This window comes from Mesorhizobium sp. 113-3-9 (genome assembly GCF_016756515.1).
GTDB lineage: Bacteria > Pseudomonadota > Alphaproteobacteria > Rhizobiales > Rhizobiaceae > Mesorhizobium.
The window spans coordinates 7,123,509-7,141,172 of the sequence record NZ_AP023246.1 but is presented as its reverse complement, the minus strand read 5'-3'; the positions used below and the strand labels follow the sequence as shown (position 1 = coordinate 7,141,172).

Here is a 17,664-nt window from a genome sequence, read left to right as displayed (position 1 = left end):
GGAATGGTGGCCGGCTTCATACCGGAATGGTGGCCGGTGTTTGATCGGAATGGCGGCCGGCTTCACGTCGGAATCCGCAGCAAGCGGATTGCCTACAGCCCGAATTTAGGCGTCGCCCGCGTCGATCCTGAAGTCGCGTCGCTCGTGAAGGCCGCCGCCGCGCGATGCCAGATCACTGGCCTACGCATCCATGGGACTGGATTATGTGGGCGGAGTTCAGCTATCCGTTCAACATGTCCTGGAACCCGGCCGCAAGCGTGCCATGCGGATTTACCCAGAGTGAGCTTCCTGTCGGTCTCCAGATCGTTGGCAAGCGCTTCGATGATCTTGGTGTCTTGCAGGCCTCTGCAGCCTTCGAAAGGCTGAACCCATGGGCCAACAAGCGCCCGGAACTCTGACCAGCGAATCAACCGCACGTGTGAGCAACACCGTTGCCGTGTTTGGAACGCGCCTCGCGGAACCATCTTGGCCAGCGACACCAGATCGCGTCGAAAGCCGGACATATGACCACAGGCGAAGCGAAATACATCAACTTCAACTCCTGTAGTAAATGGACCTGCCCTCTGGAGAAGGTGGTATCTCGCACGTCTCAACTGCGATGAAGGAGGAGGGTCATGCAGGTCGTTCGGGTAGGTCTAGAGATCTGACGAAAAATATCCCTTTCCAGTTCATGGGTCAACGCGAGCGGCAACGTCGTCGTCTGCGGAAGACGCTGCGGCGGGATTGCGTGCCCCGCTTCTTCGCCGCCGCGATCCACGATCTGCGCGATCCAGCGCGGGTGACGCACGCCATGGCCGACATTCTGCGCGCCCGCATCTTTGCGATCGCCTGCGGCTACGAGGATGCCAACGATCTCGACCTGCTGCGCAGTGATCCGGCTTTCGGGCTCGCCTGCGGGCGGCTGCCCGACAGCGGGCTGGATCTGTGCTCGCAGCCGACATGCTCGCGGGTGGAGAACCTGCCGGACCTGCGCACCGTCATCCGGCTCGGCTGGGTGCTGGTCGATCTCTGGCTGTCGAGCTATGCCGCGCCACCCGCAAGCATCACTCTCACATCGACGACACGGTTGATGTCGTTCACGGCCATCAGCAGCTCTCGCTCTTCAATGCCATTTACGACGAGCGCTACTTCCTGCCGATCCCCATCCAGGACGCCGCGACAGGACGCCCGGTCGCCATGATCCTGCGTCCTGGCAAGACCCCGACGGGCAAGGAGATCCGCGGCCATCTGCGTCCTGATCCGCGGCGATGGCCACTATGGCCGGGCGGAAGTCATGGTCTGGTGCGAGGACAATGCGATCGACTACGTCTTTGGCCTGCCCGGCAACACGGTTCTCCAGCGTCTCGTTGATGAAGCCGCCGACGACATCCGCACCCGCCGCGCGCTCGAGCAGAAGCCGGTGCTGCGCGGTTACGCCGAAACGATACAAGCCGAAATCCCGGAAGACGGAACGTCGCGTCTGCGCCCGCTCAAGGCAACCTCGATGGGCCTCGACGTCCGCTTCGTCGTCACCAATCTCGACAAAGGCTCCGCCGCGCATGTCTACGACGTGATCTACAAGACCCAGCGCACCAGCTGCCGCTCACCGATTGCCAACCAAGTGCGCCTCGTCTTGCACACCGCCGCTGATGCTCGCCCTACGCGAGGCGGTGTCCGGAGCCCATCATCTCAGCAACGCCGAGTTCGCCACACTGCGGCTCAGGCTCCTTAAGCTCGGCGCCCGCGTCATCGAAACCATCTCGCGCATCCGCCTGGCCTTCGCCGCCACCTGTCCCGAGGCCAGCCTGTTCCGAGCGATGACCCTCAACCTGCAGCCAGGAGGACCATGAGCGCCGGGGCATCAAAGCCCCCCGCTTAACCAACACCTTCCACCCTCCAGCGCGTTCCACAAGTCCAGCCTCAGCCGCGGTGAAAAGGACGCCTCACGCCTCCACGTCCGCGCGCTTCGTGGCAAAGGAACCAAGCCGCTCGCGAATAAGACGGGCTAGACCGCATGCCTGAGGTAGGGCGACCCGTTTCACAGTATGCAGGTTATCGAGGGTCGCGCTGGATGTCCCGGCGCCGAGCCTTGCGGTGGAGACGGACCCAGGGACGAGCATGACAGCTACGTCGGTTTGATGTTCACAAAGAGACGATCTCGGTCGCTCTGGCAGTTGGAAGCAGGCGCGGAGACGTTCGCGAACACGGACAGATATCGAATGCGCCTGCGGCCCTGAGGCGACTTTGAGCAAGCTCTCTCTGCCGGGAGCCGTGCTCCGGTTCTGGTATGAGTCCCGACCGTGTGCTACGGCATTCAGCGGCAACTGACCGCGGCGGGGCACGGCTGTCTGGTGGTCGCGCCGTCGCTGATCCCTCGCAAGCCGGAGACCGGATCAAGACGGACCGTCGGAACGCCATCAATCCGGCGAAGCTGCATCCCGCCAGCAGCTCTCCGGATTTCTGTTGCATTCCACAATCGTCCCGCCTGGACGCAAATGCATCGCGGCTGGCTGGCTGGGCTACGCTTCGAGCAGCCCGCCCCCACATCGTCCTGGAAGACTGTATGTCAACGATCAGAGCCGCGGCGGCCCGTCGTGATCGGCTGACGGCACAGATCGAGACCATGCTCGAGGAGTGGGTGTTGGCGCCGATGGTCCACGCTCTGCACGCGCTTCGAGGAATGGCCCTTGTGACGGCCCCGACCGTGATCGCGGAACTCGGCGACGTCACGCGCTTTGAGAACCGCCGGCAGCTCTTGGCCTATCTCGGTCTGGTCCCCTTGGAACATTCCAGCGGTGGAACTAGGCGTCAGGGCGGCGTAACGAAAGCAGGCAACGCCCGGCGAACGCTGGTCGTGGCGCCTGGAGCTATCGGTTCCCTGCAAGGATCAGCCGTGAACAGTTGCTCCGACAAGAGGGGTTGCCCAAGCTGATCCGCACGTGCGGCCGATCAGAGCCGGCAGCCGGCCACATCGTGGCTACGGCGATCGCTCGCGAACTGGCCGGCTTCGTCTGGGCTATTGCGACCTGAACTTCGCTGGTGGCATACCGCCCGCCCTTCGGAACCATCTGGTTCCTACAGCCTGCTCACGCCGGCTTCGAGCGCAGCATCTTCCAGCCCCGTCGCAATTGCCGGCCAGAATCTATTCTGTCCATCGCTCCCGCCACCGGCGGCCGTGGCGCTCGTCCAGACCGCGCCGATCGCCGCTTTCCAATGCTCATCGCGAGCCCGTGGCGGAGGCCGGCGTCGAGCCCTCGGTGGGAAGCGCCGGCGAAACCTGCGACAAGGGCCTCGCCGAGACGATCAACGGTGTCTACAAGCCTGAGGTGATCCATCGACGCGGACCATGGCGCTCGTTCGAGGCCCCGAGTTCGCGACGCTGGAATGGGTCGACTGGTTCACCGATCGCCGGCTGCTGGAGCCCATCGGCAACGTCCCGCCGGCCGAAGCCGAGGAACGCGATTTAGCACATGAGCGCGTTTGTTGATGTCATCGGTTGTAAGATGATCCGGCGCACCCTCTCGGGATAGGCGAATGCTACGACGCATTGCAGGTGGCTCCCCCCAGCCCTGGGTCATGGGCAGACATTGCTAACCTCAGTTGCCGGCGTCGTTCCCTCACTCGTTGTGCCTCCAATTCGCCATTGCTCTAATCTCAGGCGTTCTATTTGGCAATTGGCATTCTCATCGCGTGGCCAGCAACTCGCCAATAATCCTTACGGTCAATCCAGTGGTTGCAACATTTTATTAACATAAATTTACGATACATTCACGAACGCAAATCACTGAGACTGTTAAGTTAAATGCAGACGGACTTTAGTGACGGCCGATTCCGCTCTGAAATCGGTACAATTATTCAGCAATCAACGTTTGAGGCAAGATCCATGGCAATAAGAACTATCATAATGATTGAAAGTGCAAGTAATACCCTGCGATACGCTCAAGCGGCCCGGCGTCTTGCTCTTCACTCAATTGTCCTATCGGCTGATCCTTCCAGGTACGAGGATCTTGCAGCGGAAGAGGGTGCAGCCATTCGGGTAGATACAGACGATCTTGATGCGCTGATCCGCGAATGTTCCCGGTTACGTGAGACCTATGATATTGCTGGCATTACGTCTGCCAATGAGTCGGCTTATGCGACAGTTGGCACGCTATGCCGGCATTTCGATCTACCGGGACCAAATCCCTCATCGATTGAGCAGTGTTGCGACAAATTCACTCAACGCCAGCTCCTCACAGAAGCCGGCGTTCCGGTGCCTGCTTATCGCCTGGCAGCGACCGCGATGGATATAGAAAGCGCTGCCGCAGAAATCGGCCTGCCGGTGGTCGTCAAGCCAGCGGTAGGTACTGGCAGCGTCGGTGTCCGATTGTGCCGCAGCCGCAATGAGTTGTCCGAACATATGGCTTATCTATTGGGCGAGAGCCACATTTGGCGGTCCTCGCCAAGGATATTGGTCGAAGAATTCGCACAGGGCCCGCAGTATTGCGCTGAGATGATGGGCAATGATCTCGTTTGGATCGGCTCCGGTGATTACGGCCCACCACCGCACTTCGTCTACCATGAGTGGAGCTATCCGGCGCTGCTGACCGATGACGAGCAAAAACGTATCGCCGATGCTTCGCTGAGCTGTTTGGCAGCTCTTGGACTTGGCTGGGGTCCCACAAACATTGAACTCCGTTGGACGAAGAGTGGCCCGGTCGTTATCGAAGTAAATCCGCGACTTGCGGGATCGCCTACTCCACAACTGGTCGAACTGGCTTACGGTATCGATCTGATCACCGAGCACATTAAGCTTGTTATCGGCGATGAATGCAATTTACGCAAAAGGCATTCCCACTCTGCGGCCGCGCGGTTCCTAGTTGCAGATCGCGATGGCATCCTCGATTGGATCGATGGTGACCAAGCTGCTAATATACCGGGTGTAACCGAAGTCAAATTCTTTGTTAAGCCAAAGACGCTGATCACCAGGAAAGGCGATTGTCGAGACTGCATGGGATATATCATCGCTGCTTCAGCCACCCGTACTCAGACCGACGCAATACTTCAACGTGCCATCGACTTGATTGATTGGTCCATTACACCATTTCCGACATATGGAGAATAAGAACAATGTACCTGTCGGTGTCGGTGCTGCTGAGCCAGGTACGAGATGATCGTTGCCAAAGATCCATTCAATAAGAGAATGAGAGAGATATTGCAGAAATGGCCAATGCATTGGATCGAATTGACCGGAAGATACTCAACGCCGTGCAGAGAAACAACCGTCTTACTACAAAAGAACTTGCCCGAATTGCTGGCCAGTCAGCCCACGCTTGTCAGCGGCGCTTAAAACGACTTCGTGATGCCGGTGTCATTGAGGCTGACGTAGCCATAATTTCGCCGGAAGCCGTCGGCCGGCCAATGCTCATGCTGGTGTATATCAGTGTCCAGCGTGATCGCTCAGATATCATTGATCGTTTCAAGCGAGCCATTCGACGGACGCCCGAGATTATGAACGCATATTATGTGACAGGTATAGCAGATTTCGTTCTTATGATCTCCGTACGCGGGATGGAGGAGTACGAGGCATTCGCTCGTCGCTTTTTTTACGAGAATGCCGACATCAAAGAATTTAGCACAATGGTCGTCATGGATCGCACTAAGGTACCCTTTGCTGTGCCAGTTGGCGAGTAGGGTTATGCTAACCAGGCGGTTCCCTCGAATGCCAGCAGGAGGGTCGCACCAAGGAAACGTAGCAGAAGGTGAGCGTCGCCCGCGCGGGTGCCCGAATCGATGTGGCCACGGAGACCAGACCAGTTCGTCAGGAGTGATCAATCGCTGCTATGACCTGATCACGTCTTCGGGTTCAGGCCGTAGCGGGCGGCAAGGGACCGGGTGCTCTCTTGCGACGCTTGGAACTCGGCTCGAAGACACGGCGTCGTGGGACTGTCAGGAATTCCGTGTGCGGGCGCTGCCGTGAAGAACACTTGCCATAGCGCATCCTCCTCCTGCCGACTCACGATCAATGGTACACCATCACATTCCGGGACTACACACCTAACTCGGTCACTGGACTGGTCACCCTGCCAGGCTCGCGCGCGATTTGACAAGGAGCTACTCCATCATCCTGATCACCGATGAACTGCGCTCCCTGCTACTCGCCAATGGCGTTACCGAGCACCGAAATCGACCACGTCCCGGTCGTCAAACTGTTCGATCCGCCCGGGTCCGCGAATTCTCACCGACCTCAACAGCGACATACTATCACCGGACGAGGTTCGCACGGCGGCTGGTGGCAATCGCGACGCCGTTGCCAGTAGCGTCTCCGCTCGCTTGCTGGCGCTTCCGGCGACGATGTCTTGCACTTTTCATGATCCTCACGGCGAACGTTTCACTATGCTTCCTACACCACGCTAATGCTGTCGCGAACGATTGACAGACCACGGCGCAGGTCAGCCTCAGCAATGGTGAGGGCAGTTAAGAAACTGAGCACTTCAGCCCGCCCGCCGCAGGTCTCGATCACCAAGCCGCGACGCAGGGCCTCCCGAGAGACTTGGACCGCCAATGAAGGGTGCTTTTGTGATACAAGCCCGTACATCAATCCGCGGCCCCGTACACTCAAGCCAAGGTTGGGGAAATCGTTCGCGATTGATTTGAGTTCTTCAGCCAACATCGTGGACTTGCTAGCGATTTCGTCCTCAAACTTGGTATCTGCCCAGTAGGTCTCCAGAGCGGCTCGAGCAGTAACGAAAGCAAGGTTGTTGCCCCTGAACGTACCACTATGCGCGCCAGGGGACCAAACATCCAGTTCAGGCTTCAGAAGAACGAGGGACATCGGCGTTCCAACCGCCGACAAGGACTTCGACAGAGTGACGATGTCAGGTACGATCTTAGCCTCTTCAAAACTGAAAAACTTTCCCGTGCGGCCCACACCCGCCTTAATGTCATCGACGATCATCAAGATCTCGTGTCTTGCGGTCAGCTCACGCAGCCGTTGCAGCCATTGGAAACTGGCAGGATTGATGCCTCCTTCGCCTTGGACTGCCTCCAGAATCACTGCGGAAGGTTTATCGAGTCCACTACTAGGATCGTTGAGCAGCTTCTCAAAGTAGTCAATCGTGTCCACCGTAGGGCCGAGATAACCATCGTATGGCAATGACGTCACGTGCGCGAGGGGAGAGCCTGCGGCAGTCCGGTACTTCTTGTTTCCAGTCGCAGCCAACGATCCAGCGCTAACGCCATGGAACGCATTGGTAAATGCGACGATATTCGCCCTACCGGTCACTAGGCGCGCCAGCTTTAGCGCCGCCTCGACCGCGTTCGTACCAGTGGGACCCGTGAACTGCAATTTGTAAGTTAGACCACGCGGCCTCAGAATATACCGCTCAAACGCCTCGATAAAAGCCTTCTTGGCGGTGGTGGCAAGGTCGAGCCCGTGCACGATTCCGTCACGCTCGATGTAATCCAGCAACGGTTGCCTAAAGGACGGGTTGTTGTGACCGTAATTGAGGGCCCCTGACCCTGCGAAGAAGTCAAGATATTCTCGACCGTCTGCATCTATGAGGGTAGTGCCAACCGCGCGATCGAATAGGATCGGAAACGAGCGGATGTAGCCACGCACCTCGGATTCAAGGCGCTCGAAAATTGCGAGGCTTCCGTCGCTCGAAGGCGAAAAGTTCTTGTTCATGGTTGAAATCTCTTCGTTCATGGAGACGAACTCTCTCGAATTTGCAGCCTCCGGCGGGGGCGGCGTTGCATGGTGCCCGCTCGGCGAATCTGGCGGGCCTCCGTCGCGCTCCGCAAGCCCGCAGCCGAGATCGTGTTTGTGAGCGCTGGCGGAACCGGCACGGTCGAAATCTAAGCGCGGGCCATAATACTCAGGATGCGCCTTCGTTGAGTTAAAGATTTAGAATTTTCTGCAACAGTCATATTTCTCGCGAGCTAAAGGTACTTCAAATTCGCTGAGAGGAACGGCCATGTCCCATTCGGCCGCAAGGCCTTGCCGGAAAACCTGCCGCGCGAGCGTGTCGAGTATGACCTTCCCGACGCCCAGAAGGCTTGTCGTTGCTGCCGTCACCAGATGCATCGCATGGTCGAGACCGTTACCGAGCAACTTCATATCGAGGTGAAGGCGAAGGTCCTGCAGAATGTGCGGTTCAAATATGCTTGCCGTCATTGCGACCGCACCGGGATCAACACGCCGGTCGTGATCGTGCCGATGCCCACGCAACCTTTGCCGGGCAGCATCGCTACGGCCTCGACTCGGGCATTCGCGCTCGTTCATAAGTATGTCGACGGCACACCGCTCTACCGCCTGGCGCAGGCATTCGAGCGCGCCGGCGTTCCCTGTCAGCCGAGGCGCTCTGGGCCATTGGGTGATCGGCTCGAGCGAAAAAAAATCTCTCCAGCATCTATGACGCGCTGAAGCTGCGGCTCAGATCGCAGCCCCTCATCCATGGTGACGAGACCACGGTCCAGAGGTGCTGAAGGAAATGGACAGAGAGGCCGCCAGCACGTCATATATGTGGGCTTACCGGAGCAGCGAGAACAGTGACGAGCCGATCGTGCTGCTCGCTTATCAGCCGGGCCGCGGCCAGATACACCCGCAGGCCTTCCTCGGCGATTACCGCGGCATAGTAATGAGCGACGGCTATTCCGCCTGGCGCACGCTGGAAGGGGCAACGCATCTTGGATGCATGGCCCATTCGAGGCGGCGCTTCGTCGATGCCCTCAAAGCGAGAACGGGCCGCCGGAACAGGCGCTCCGGTTCTTCGAACAGCTCTACCGGGTTGAAAGGCAGGCGCGGGACGGATACCGGAGAAGGGTGAAACACAGGCCGAATGCATTCGCCGCTTCCGCCAGCAACATAGTGTCCCCATCCTCCATGCTCTCAAGGTATGGCTCGATGAAATCGCCCAAAGGTCTTGCCTGACAGCAAGCTCGGCGACGCCGTGTCCTACACACTGAACCCAGTGGGACCATCTGACGCGTTACACCGGGGACGGCAGCATGCCGATCGACAACAATCTTCTGGAGCGCGACATCAGGATTTTTGCAACTGGCAGGAAGAGTTGGTTGTTCAGCGATACCGTCGACGGAGCCAAGGCGGCCAGCGCCATCGTCTACAGCTCGTGCTGACCTGCCGCGCCTGTGGCGTCGAGCCGTTAGCGCCACGTCCTCACTGAACTGCCTCAGCGCCCCGAGAACGTAGCTATCGACGATCTCCTGCCCTTCAACTTCCTCAAAGCCGCCGCAGCCCGACCCGACGCGTCGTCTGAAAGCGACGATCAGTTGTTGCAGCGGCCGTCAACGTGGGGGAAATGAGCGCCTACCGCAAAGCCACCAGATTTGGCAGTTTCTAAAAAGCGTCAACGCACTATTTTCAAAGTCCTGTCAGCGACCAACGGATACAAATCACCCGCCACGGAACGGCTACCAAGCTGAGATTCGTACGCTCTGGCGGCCTTCTGACTGCCAGAGCGGGTCGGTCCCTAGCTCGCGCGCTGCCTCAAGATGTGTGGGTCTCGCAAGCGCAATGGCAATAAGGCAACTGGATAGGAGCTGCTCATGACAACTCAGGTAGGGTCGGTCCCCGCGGAAATTGCAATAGTGCCTGCAATCAGCGAGACTGATGCACGAATTGAGCGCCGGCTCTGCGAGCTCGCAACTTGCGATTCGGCCGCTATCTGGGGTGCTCAAGACGAACTTTCCAGCGCCATTGCAGAGGCGGGCATGCACTTTGAGGGGCGGGCGTATCCCGTATGTCTCCGGCCCCTTGCAATAGATTGCGATCTGGAAAACCGCCTCGGCGCTATCGTTGAGGGTGTGGTCAAGATCCTTGATGTCGCCGCTGAGCTGTATTGTTGCAATGAAGAGGTACAGGATCTGTTCCCAGCCTACAAACATTTGTGGCATTGGATTACTCCTCTGCCAAAAAATCGGCCGATTGTTAGGATATGCCGACTGGACGGCCTGTTCGGCAGCGATGGATACTATAAGATAATTGAAACGAATGCTGAAGGGCCGGGCGGCGTTATTCAGAACGGCCTCGCCGCAAATGTCTGGAGCCGTATACCTAATCCATTGGCACAGGGCTTGGCACTTGACGTGAGTAAGCAGCCTTTCGCGAAAGATCCGAACTGCTTTGTTCGGGAACTGGTGTCTGCCTATCGCGCTGCAACTGGTTGCGAGCTCGCAACCGCCGCCGTAGTCAATTTTCGCGGCCGTTATACCAACGAAGTAGATTGGATTGTGGGCGGTCTAAGAGACGCCGGCGTCAAAGCAGCATTGCTGGACATAACTGCGATGAAGAGAACACCTCATGGGTTATTCGGTCCGGACGGTGAGCGCATTGAGCTTATTTATAATAAACTCGATGTCAGAGAAATATACAAATATAGTGAATGCAAAGATTACTTAGACGCGTGTGCAGCTCAAGAAGTTGTCTCAATAAACTCTTGGATCTCCCAGTGGATATTATCTGATAAGGCGATCCTTGCTGTACTCAGCGATGATCGTTTCAGTTCGAGCTTCAACGCCGAGCAGGTGGAGCTTATTGCACGCCACATTCCTTGGACCCGTCTTGTTAGAGCGGGAGTAACAACCAACCCCGAACGGCGCCGGATCGAGCTTATCGGTTACATCCGGGAGAATAAGGCGAATCTTGTTCTGAAGCCCTCTAATGCGACGCGTGGCGAGCATGTCTTGGTTGGGTGCCTCACACCCTCAGAGGTGTGGGAGGATCACATTGAACGGGCCGCCCGCAACCCATACGTCGTTCAAGAGTACGTCAGGCCCGGAGAGGTGATGGCTCTGCACCCACCAACCCGCTTGATCAAGAAAATGGCGTATGGAATTGATTGTTATGTGTTCGGTGGCCGCCTAGCAGGCTTTCAGTCGCGCGCAAGTTTCGATGCGGTGATGAACGTTGGGCGGAGCGGGATTTTAATGCCCGTCGCTATCGCTGGTGCATGAACAGATGGTGCCGATCCGTTTTTGTTAGCCGGACCTGGATATGTGGCGGCGTGCGCCAGAAGCCTGCCATTCGATTGTGCTGGTGAGCTTGGCTGCCACATAATTTCTGGCCACTTTCACCTCGATCGCCGCACGAACGGCGATCGAGCACGCACGCCGAACGCTTGTCGACCCGTGCGAAAGCCGGATTCGCATCGGTCGTCATCGCAGCCTTGCTTGGTTTCGATCGTCGAGGCATTGAAAGCCACCGAACGCAACCTGGGTCTCGACCCGCAATGGATCCGCAAAGTCCCCTTCTACTGAGAGGCGGTGCGCAACCAGTATGCTGCCTTCGAAAGCGACCTCAAGGGACCGGCTCCAGAAGTCTACCTGCACGAATTCACCAAATTCAAGGGACAGGCCCGCTCGGTCGGGCTTGAGACACGCTGGCACAAGGTGGCGCCATCACGACGTCAACCTGATATTCGGCAACATCGTCAAGGTGACGCCGTCGTCCAAGGTCGTCGGCGACATGGGCATTGATGATGGTCAGCCAGGATCTGACGGTTGCCGATGTCGAAAATCCGGCCAGGGATGCCGCCTTTCCGGATTCGATCGTCTCGATGCTGCGCGGCGATCTCGGCCAGTCGCCCGGCGGTTGCCCGACAGCGCTGCAAAAAGGGCGATGAAGATGATGAAGATGAGACGACGCTGCATGCGGAGCGCGACGGGACAATTGCCGAAGTGCTGGTCAAAGCGGCGACCAGATCGGTGCCAAGGATCTGCGGCTGATCTATAATCTCCGGGATGTAGCTGGCCATGTGTACCACGTCGAGTTTTTTTCAGAATGCTTTCGAAGGAGAGGGAGGCCTGCTCCTCAACATGAAAGTCATCGATGGGCCGCCCCAGAAGCTAATTTGCAGGACTGATGGTATGCAACGCCGCCACTTTGGCACGATCGTGCCGGGAAGGGGCGTCCACCCCATCTGTCCCCATTTCTCTAATGCTGTCGAGGCTATACAAAAGAGCCTTCGAACACCTCATTCTTCCCGACGGCCTTGCCGGACCCGTTGGTGCCTACAATTGGACCTACGCTGCCCGTTGCGGCATTTGGGTGCGCATGTACAGCTTCGCCATCTCAAAACCAGATGACCGCGATACACAGACTGAATTTGACGTACGCTCGGCTGCACTTGAACATCGATTGGACGATGAGACAGCCAAAAAAGGGGGAAATGGAAGATGACAATCTCTCGACGCGACCTCATTAAGGTAGGCTTGGCCGCTGGAGCGGCTTTGTCGATTCCTTCAGTCCTGCGGGCAGGAACAGAGCCAACCGCTGCGCGGACGGTGCGGATGGTTATGGGTATGCCCAGCGTCTTCGATCCGATCGTTTCTACCGCTTACTCAAGCGGCAATCATGGCTTGGCGATTTACGACACGCTGTTTGCGCTTGATTCCAAGTTGATGCCTCAGCCGCAAATGGTAGGGAAATGGGGCGTTTCCGATGACAAGAAGAAATATACGCTTGAGCTCCGGGATGGCTTGGGCTGGCACGACGGCACTCCCGTCACTGCAGCGGACTGTGTCGCATCGATCCGTCGCTGGGGCCAGGTGGATCCCGGCGGACAATTAATCATGGCGCGGGCGAGCGACATCTCGAAAATCGACGACAAAACCTTCACGATCGCACTCAAGGAGCCCCTGGGGACTCTGCTCGACATCCTGGGCAAAGCGTCTACCCCGTGCCTGTTCATCATGCGCGAGAAGGATGCAGATCACCCAGCCACCGAGGAAGTAAACGCGAACATTGGATCTGGGCCGTTCAAGTTCAACGATGCTCTTGCCAAGCCGGGCGCGAGCTTCACCTACGATCGCAACGAACAATACGTACCACGCAGCGAAGCGTCAGACGGATTCTCCGGCGGGAAGGTCGTGAACGTCGATCGCGTCATCTGGGATAATATTGCCGATCAGCAGACTGCCTTTTCTGCCTTGCAGTCGGGCGAGGTCGATTTCCTCTCAAGCCCACCTGCCGATCTTTACCCAGCGATCGAGAGCGATTCCAACCTTGAACTCCAGGTCCTGAACAAGGCGGGCAATGTATATTTCATGCGCATGAACTGTCTGCAGAAGCCGTTCGACAACGTAAAGGCGCGCCAGGCGATGCTTTACCTGATCGATCAGGAGGCATTCATGCGTACCACCTTTCCCCCAGAATACATCAGCACTGTTACTTCGGTATTCGGCAACCATACGCCCTATTCCAACGACGAAAACACGGGGTGGTACAAGAAAGGTGGCGACCCGGAAAAGGCCAAGCAGCTCTTCAAGGAGGCGGGATACGCCGGCGAGAAGGTCATCCTTCTCCAAGCGACGAGCGATCCGTTTGACAACAATGCCATGCAGTTACTGGCGGCCACGCTGCGCAAGATTGGGGTCAATGCCGAGCTTGCGCCGAGCGACAGCGCCGGATTTTCCGCCCGCTTAAGGAACAAGGGCCCCGTTGAGAACGGCGGCTGGAGCATATTCGAGACGTACGAGTCCGATTACGAGCGCAGCGATGCAGGCGGCAACCCCACTCTAAGCGCGAATGGCGAAGAGGGTTGGTTGGGCTGGCCGAAGAGCGATGAATATGAGGCTCTTCGCGCCAAATGGGCGGTTGTCGAAACGCTCGAAGAACGCAAGGCACTGGCCCGCAAGATGCAACAGGAATATTGGAATTTCGTTGGCACCGTTCTTCTGGGTTCAGTTGTCTCGCCAATCGCGCGTCGCAAAGCGCTGACCGGCCTCATTGGCATGCCGGGGCTCACCCCGATGTGGAACATGCAGAAGGCCTGAGCACAATGGCCACTTACATCCTGCGCAGGATGGTATCGACCATCGCGGTCATGGCGATCGTCGGGATTTTCGTCTTTCTGCTTCTCAGGCTGGCGCCTGGTGACCCGGCAACCATCATCGCCGGCAATAAGGGCACGCCAGAGATGATCGCCGCTATTCGCGAACAACTGGGACTAGACCAACCGCTGCCCGTTCAGTTCGTACATTGGGCGCTCAGCGTCCTCGGCGGCGATCTCGGGACTTCAATTTTGACGGGTCGACCCGTTTCCGAACTGATCTCGCAGCGGCTGGAACCGACACTTTCCATTTCGATCTTGACGATGATCCTTTCGGTCACGGTCGGGGTCTCTTTCGGCATCCTTGCCGCGTGGCGAACTGGCGGTCTTGTTGATCGCATCCTGACGGCATTCGCTACGCTTGGTTTTTCTGTCCCGGTATTTGTCGTCGGCTTCTTTCTCATATACGTGCTCGCCATCAGTGCACGCTGGCTGCCGGTCCAGGGATATGTGTCGATCGATGGCGGCCTCGGGCCTTGGTTTGTGCATCTCATCCTTCCCACCGTGACTTTAGGTCTTGGCTACATCGCCTTCATCGCCCGGGTTACGCGGGCGAGCATGCTCGAGGTCTTGTCGGAAGACTATATGCGAACGGCCGCCGCCAAGGGCGCGTCGTCCTATGCCATGCTTTTTCATCATGCCTTAAAGAATGCCGGCGTCCCGATCCTGACCGTGATCGGCATAAGCTTCGCCTATCTGATCGGCGGGGTCGTCCTCACGGAAACGGTATTCAACATCCCCGGTATCGGTCGCCTGGTCGTCGATGCGGTCAACAACCGCGACTATCCGATCATTCAAGGTGTGCTCATCCTGACTTCGGGTCTGTACGTCCTTATCAATCTCACGGTCGATCTGGCGTACACCTTGATCGATCCCCGTATACGGTATTGATATGACGATTTTGTCCGCACCAGTTGAATACGTCCCTACAGGCCGCCTGCGAATATCTGACCTTCCCCGTCTGGCAAGGCGTCATCCGCTGGTCATGATCGGCGGCGGCCTGTTGGCGCTCCTGATCATTCTGTCGCTCGCTGCCCCACTTTACGCCGGCGATCCGGTGAACATGGATCCGTTCAAGCGCCTCCAGCGGCCGTCAGCTGAGATGTGGTTCGGAAGCGACAATCTAGGCCGGGATGTGTTTGCGCGAACGATCTTCGGCGCCCGCATCTCCCTCGTGGTCGGGCTGCTGTCGGCAGCGAGCGCCGCCGTTGTCGGGCTCCTGATTGGTGTCATCGCAGGTTACAGCCGCAGCTTCGACAACGTCGTCATGCGGGTTATGGACGGCCTGATGTCGATCCCGACGATCTTGCTGGCTATTGCGCTCATCTCTCTAACAGGACCGGGAATCGGCATCCTCATCGTCGCCATCGCGATCCCCGAGACGCCAGCCGTCGCGCGGCTTGTTCGTTCGGTGGTTCTGGGGGTTCGCGAGCGTCCCTATGTGGAGGCCGCGCTTTGCGGCGGTGCGCGACTGCCCAAGGTGCTGTGGCGGCATATCCTGCCGAGTACCATTCCTGCGCTGATGGTCCAGGGCGCTACTGTCTGCGCCAGCGCGATCCTGACGGAGGCGGGGCTGAGCTTCCTCGGCGTGGGCGTGCCACCCGAGATCCCCAGCTGGGGCAACATGATCGCCAGTTCGCGCCTATATCTCGCCATCGCGCCATTGACGATCTTCGCGCCCGGGATCTGCCTTGCCGTCATGGTCCTTGCCGTCAACCTACTCGGGGACGGCCTGCGCGACCTATTCGATCCCCGCGCCAACCGGAGGCGCTGACATGCAGATGCACCAAGCCGCGGGAAACGACGTGCTTCTCGACGTTCGAGACCTTGAGACACACTTTTACGGCGAAGAAAGCGTCACCCGTGCCCTGGGCGGCATCAGCTTCCAGGTGAAAAAAGGCGAGACCCTCGGCGTCGTCGGCGAATCCGGATGCGGAAAGAGCGTTACCGCTCTCTCCATCCTTCGCCTGCTGCCGAAGCTGAGCGCCAAGACCGTCGGCGGCGAGATCCGTTTTCGCGGACGCGACCTCCTAGAACTGTCTGATCCCGAGATGCGAAAGATTCGCGGCGACCAGATCGCCATGATCTTCCAGGAGCCGATGACGAGCCTGAACCCGGTCTATACGGTCGGCCACCAGATCGCCGAGGCGGTGCAGATCCATACAAAAGCGTCCCGCTCGGTGGCCATGGCAAAGGCCGAAGAGATGCTCCGGGTCGTGCGCATCGCGGATCCCGAGCGTCGCGTCAATAATTATCCCCACGAAATGTCGGGTGGCATGCGCCAGCGCGCCATGATCGCCATGGCGCTGGCCTGCTCGCCGGAACTGTTGATCGCCGACGAGCCAACGACTGCGCTTGACGTTACTATCCAGGCGCAGATCCTGCGGCTCATCATCGATCTGAAAGAGCGCACGGGAACGGCCGTGATGTTCATCACGCATGATCTTGGCGTTGTGGCCGAGACATGCCAAGGCGTGATCGTGATGTACGCTGGCCGGATCGTTGAGCAGGCGAACGTGATAGATCTGTTTGCGCGTCCGGCGCATCCCTACACTCAGGGCCTGATGCGATCGGTGCCTGATCCGCGGCGCGGCCGTCAGCACCGCCTTCCGGAAATCCCCGGCATCGTGCCAAGTCTGCGCGAGCCCATTATGGGCTGCAGCTTCGCGCCTCGCTGCCCGTTCGCGATCGATATTTGCCGCGAGAAGACGCCCGCCCTGCGTGATGTCGGCTCGAGCCACGCCGCGGCGTGCTGGCGCGCCGAAGAGGTCATGGGCACATGAACGGTCCTTTGCTGAAAGTCGAGAATCTGACCAAGCACTACCCGCTTGGCTCGGGGATCTTCAAGAAAAGCGTTCCGGTGATCCGGGCGGTGGAAGATGTATCCTTTTCCGTCGAGGCGGGCGAGACGCTTTGCATCGTCGGTGAATCCGGTTGCGGCAAGTCCACCGTGGCGCGGCTCTTGATGCGGCTCGTGCAGCCAACGAGCGGGCGCGTGATGATCGACGGGACCGACATTGCGGGCCTCAAGAAGGACGCCCTCCACGCGTGGCGCCGTCGGATGCAGATGGTCTTTCAGGACCCTTACTCGTCGCTAAATCCGCGCCTCAAGGCCGGGCAAATTATTACGGAGCCTGTGGAGAACTTTGAACGTCTCGGCCGGAAGCAGCGCAACGCGCTTGCCGCTGACCTTCTCCGAAAAGTCGGCATGTCGCCCGAGATGATGCATAGGCTGCCGTCCGAATTGTCGGGCGGTCAGCGCCAGCGGCTGGGCATTGCACGCGCCCTGTCGCTCAACCCCTCGCTCATCATCGCCGACGAGGCGGTGTCAGCCCTCGATGTCTCCGTGCAGGCGCAGATCTTAAATCTGCTTCTGGATCTCCAGCAGCAGATGGGCATCGCCTTCGTCTTCATCTCACATGACCTTGGCGTCGTGGAGCACATCGCCCATCGGATCGCGGTTATGTATTTGGGCCGCATCGTAGAACTCGCCCCATGCGAGGCGCTCTTCGCCAAGCCAGTCCATCCCTACACCGAGGCGCTGATCGCGGCCGCTCCGGTGCCGGATCCGACGCGCGTTCGGCTGGAGGCGCCCGTGGAGGGCGAGGTGCCGAGCCCCATCAATCCGCCAAAAGGATGCGCATTCCACCCTCGCTGCCCGCTTGCGATCGAGCGTTGCCGCATCGAAGTGCCGCCCCTAGTGCCGATCCCAGACGGGCGCGTCGTGGCCTGTCATGTACGCGCTCCGGCCGCAGAATTCCGGGATCAGCCTGCTGCTGTGGCCAATTCGTCGCTCAGTCGTGCGGTATAGCCTCACACCCTTCACCCAATCGAACATCTCATTCGTACAGCTGAC

General features: G+C 58.6%; 11 protein-coding genes and 6 pseudogenes. 15 read left to right on the top strand and 2 right to left on the bottom strand.

What is annotated here, in order from left to right; all coding sequences use genetic code 11:
• Nucleotides 1-164: 164 nt before the first annotated feature.
• From MesoLj_RS36530 to MesoLj_RS34120, 4 genes and pseudogenes are all read left to right on the top strand, one after another.
• Complete coding sequence (locus MesoLj_RS36530) at nucleotides 165-398, top strand: amidase family protein (RefSeq protein ID WP_342215818.1); 234 nt, start codon at nucleotides 165-167, stop codon at nucleotides 396-398.
• Nucleotides 399-727: 329 nt separating this feature from the next.
• A complete protein-coding gene (locus MesoLj_RS36940) occupies nucleotides 728-1,180 on the top strand; it encodes a transposase (RefSeq protein ID WP_446720345.1) in 453 nt (150 codons plus the stop codon).
• Nucleotides 1,111-1,829 (top strand): annotated as a pseudogene (locus tag MesoLj_RS34125) (transposase). The gene MesoLj_RS36940 and the pseudogene MesoLj_RS34125 overlap by 70 nt, the downstream one beginning before the upstream one ends.
• 204 nt (nucleotides 1,830-2,033) lie before the next feature.
• A pseudogene (locus MesoLj_RS34120) lies at nucleotides 2,034-3,009 on the top strand (IS110 family transposase).
• Here the strand turns inward: MesoLj_RS34120 and MesoLj_RS36935 are convergent.
• A pseudogene (locus MesoLj_RS36935) lies at nucleotides 3,002-3,200 on the bottom strand (IS30 family transposase); the annotation flags it as partial. The pseudogenes MesoLj_RS34120 and MesoLj_RS36935 sit on opposite strands and share 8 nt — an antisense overlap.
• Nucleotides 3,201-3,203: 3 nt before the next feature.
• On the opposite strand from MesoLj_RS36935, the pseudogene MesoLj_RS34115 reads away from it, so the two are divergent.
• From MesoLj_RS34115 to MesoLj_RS34105, 3 genes and pseudogenes are all read left to right on the top strand, one after another.
• A pseudogene (locus MesoLj_RS34115) lies at nucleotides 3,204-3,466 on the top strand (IS3 family transposase); the annotation flags it as partial.
• 396 nt (nucleotides 3,467-3,862) lie between these two features.
• On the top strand, nucleotides 3,863-5,083 hold the full coding sequence (locus MesoLj_RS34110; protein WP_202324177.1) for an ATP-grasp domain-containing protein: 1,221 nt from the start codon (nucleotides 3,863-3,865) through the stop codon (nucleotides 5,081-5,083).
• Nucleotides 5,084-5,181: 98 nt separating this feature from the next.
• Entirely contained in the window at nucleotides 5,182-5,652 is a 471-nt protein-coding gene (locus MesoLj_RS34105; RefSeq protein ID WP_202324175.1) for an Lrp/AsnC family transcriptional regulator, read from the top strand.
• A gap of 709 nt (nucleotides 5,653-6,361) precedes the next feature.
• On the opposite strand, the gene ectB is transcribed toward MesoLj_RS34105, so the two are convergent.
• Nucleotides 6,362-7,645, bottom strand: coding sequence for a diaminobutyrate--2-oxoglutarate transaminase (gene ectB, locus MesoLj_RS34100; RefSeq protein ID WP_202327580.1), 1,284 nt, complete (start codon nucleotides 7,643-7,645; stop codon nucleotides 6,362-6,364).
• A gap of 300 nt (nucleotides 7,646-7,945) precedes the next feature.
• Between ectB and tnpC the strand changes: the two are divergent.
• The 8 genes and pseudogenes from tnpC to MesoLj_RS34060 form a co-directional block, all read left to right on the top strand.
• Nucleotides 7,946-9,282 (top strand): annotated as a pseudogene (tnpC, locus tag MesoLj_RS34095) (IS66 family transposase); the annotation flags it as partial.
• 243 nt (nucleotides 9,283-9,525) lie between these two features.
• Nucleotides 9,526-10,932: a hypothetical protein gene (locus MesoLj_RS34090; RefSeq protein ID WP_202324172.1), complete on the top strand. Its 1,407-nt coding sequence runs from the start codon at nucleotides 9,526-9,528 to the stop codon at nucleotides 10,930-10,932.
• 198 nt (nucleotides 10,933-11,130) lie between these two features.
• Nucleotides 11,131-11,591 (top strand): annotated as a pseudogene (locus MesoLj_RS34085) (pyruvate carboxylase); the annotation flags it as partial.
• A 562-nt stretch (nucleotides 11,592-12,153) separates the two neighbouring features.
• A complete protein-coding gene (locus tag MesoLj_RS34080; RefSeq protein WP_202324170.1) occupies nucleotides 12,154-13,752 on the top strand; it encodes an ABC transporter substrate-binding protein in 1,599 nt (532 codons plus the stop codon).
• Nucleotides 13,753-13,757: 5 nt separating this feature from the next.
• On the top strand, nucleotides 13,758-14,699 hold the full coding sequence (locus tag MesoLj_RS34075) for an ABC transporter permease (protein WP_202324167.1): 942 nt from the start codon (nucleotides 13,758-13,760) through the stop codon (nucleotides 14,697-14,699).
• 1 nt (nucleotide 14,700) lies between these two features.
• Nucleotides 14,701-15,582 carry an ABC transporter permease gene (locus MesoLj_RS34070; RefSeq protein WP_202324164.1) on the top strand — a complete coding sequence of 294 codons (882 nt, stop codon included), beginning with the start codon at nucleotides 14,701-14,703 and terminating at the stop codon, nucleotides 15,580-15,582.
• Nucleotide 15,583: 1 nt separating this feature from the next.
• Entirely contained in the window at nucleotides 15,584-16,591 is a 1,008-nt protein-coding gene (locus MesoLj_RS34065) for an ABC transporter ATP-binding protein (protein WP_202324160.1), read from the top strand.
• Entirely contained in the window at nucleotides 16,588-17,619 is a 1,032-nt protein-coding gene (locus MesoLj_RS34060; RefSeq protein WP_202324158.1) for an ABC transporter ATP-binding protein, read from the top strand. The genes MesoLj_RS34065 and MesoLj_RS34060 overlap by 4 nt, the downstream gene beginning before the upstream one ends.
• Nucleotides 17,620-17,664 lie beyond the last annotated feature (45 nt).

Bases quoted from the DNA above. Each gene is read 5' to 3' on its own strand.
- MesoLj_RS34065 (WP_202324160.1), top strand. From the start codon at position 15,584: ATGCAGATGCACCAAGCCGCGGGAAACGACGTGCTTCTCGACGTTCGA.
- MesoLj_RS34075 (WP_202324167.1), top strand. From the start codon at position 13,758: ATGGCCACTTACATCCTGCGCAGGATGGTATCGACCATCGCGGTCATG.
- MesoLj_RS34090 (WP_202324172.1), top strand. From the start codon at position 9,526: ATGACAACTCAGGTAGGGTCGGTCCCCGCGGAAATTGCAATAGTGCCT.
- MesoLj_RS36530 (WP_342215818.1), top strand. From the start codon at position 165: ATGCCAGATCACTGGCCTACGCATCCATGGGACTGGATTATGTGGGCG.
- MesoLj_RS34105 (WP_202324175.1), top strand. From the start codon at position 5,182: ATGGCCAATGCATTGGATCGAATTGACCGGAAGATACTCAACGCCGTG.
- MesoLj_RS34080 (WP_202324170.1), top strand. From the start codon at position 12,154: ATGACAATCTCTCGACGCGACCTCATTAAGGTAGGCTTGGCCGCTGGA.
- MesoLj_RS34070 (WP_202324164.1), top strand. From the start codon at position 14,701: ATGACGATTTTGTCCGCACCAGTTGAATACGTCCCTACAGGCCGCCTG.
- MesoLj_RS34060 (WP_202324158.1), top strand. From the start codon at position 16,588: ATGAACGGTCCTTTGCTGAAAGTCGAGAATCTGACCAAGCACTACCCG.
- ectB (WP_202327580.1), bottom strand. From the start codon at position 7,645: ATGAACAAGAACTTTTCGCCTTCGAGCGACGGAAGCCTCGCAATTTTC.
- MesoLj_RS34110 (WP_202324177.1), top strand. From the start codon at position 3,863: ATGGCAATAAGAACTATCATAATGATTGAAAGTGCAAGTAATACCCTG.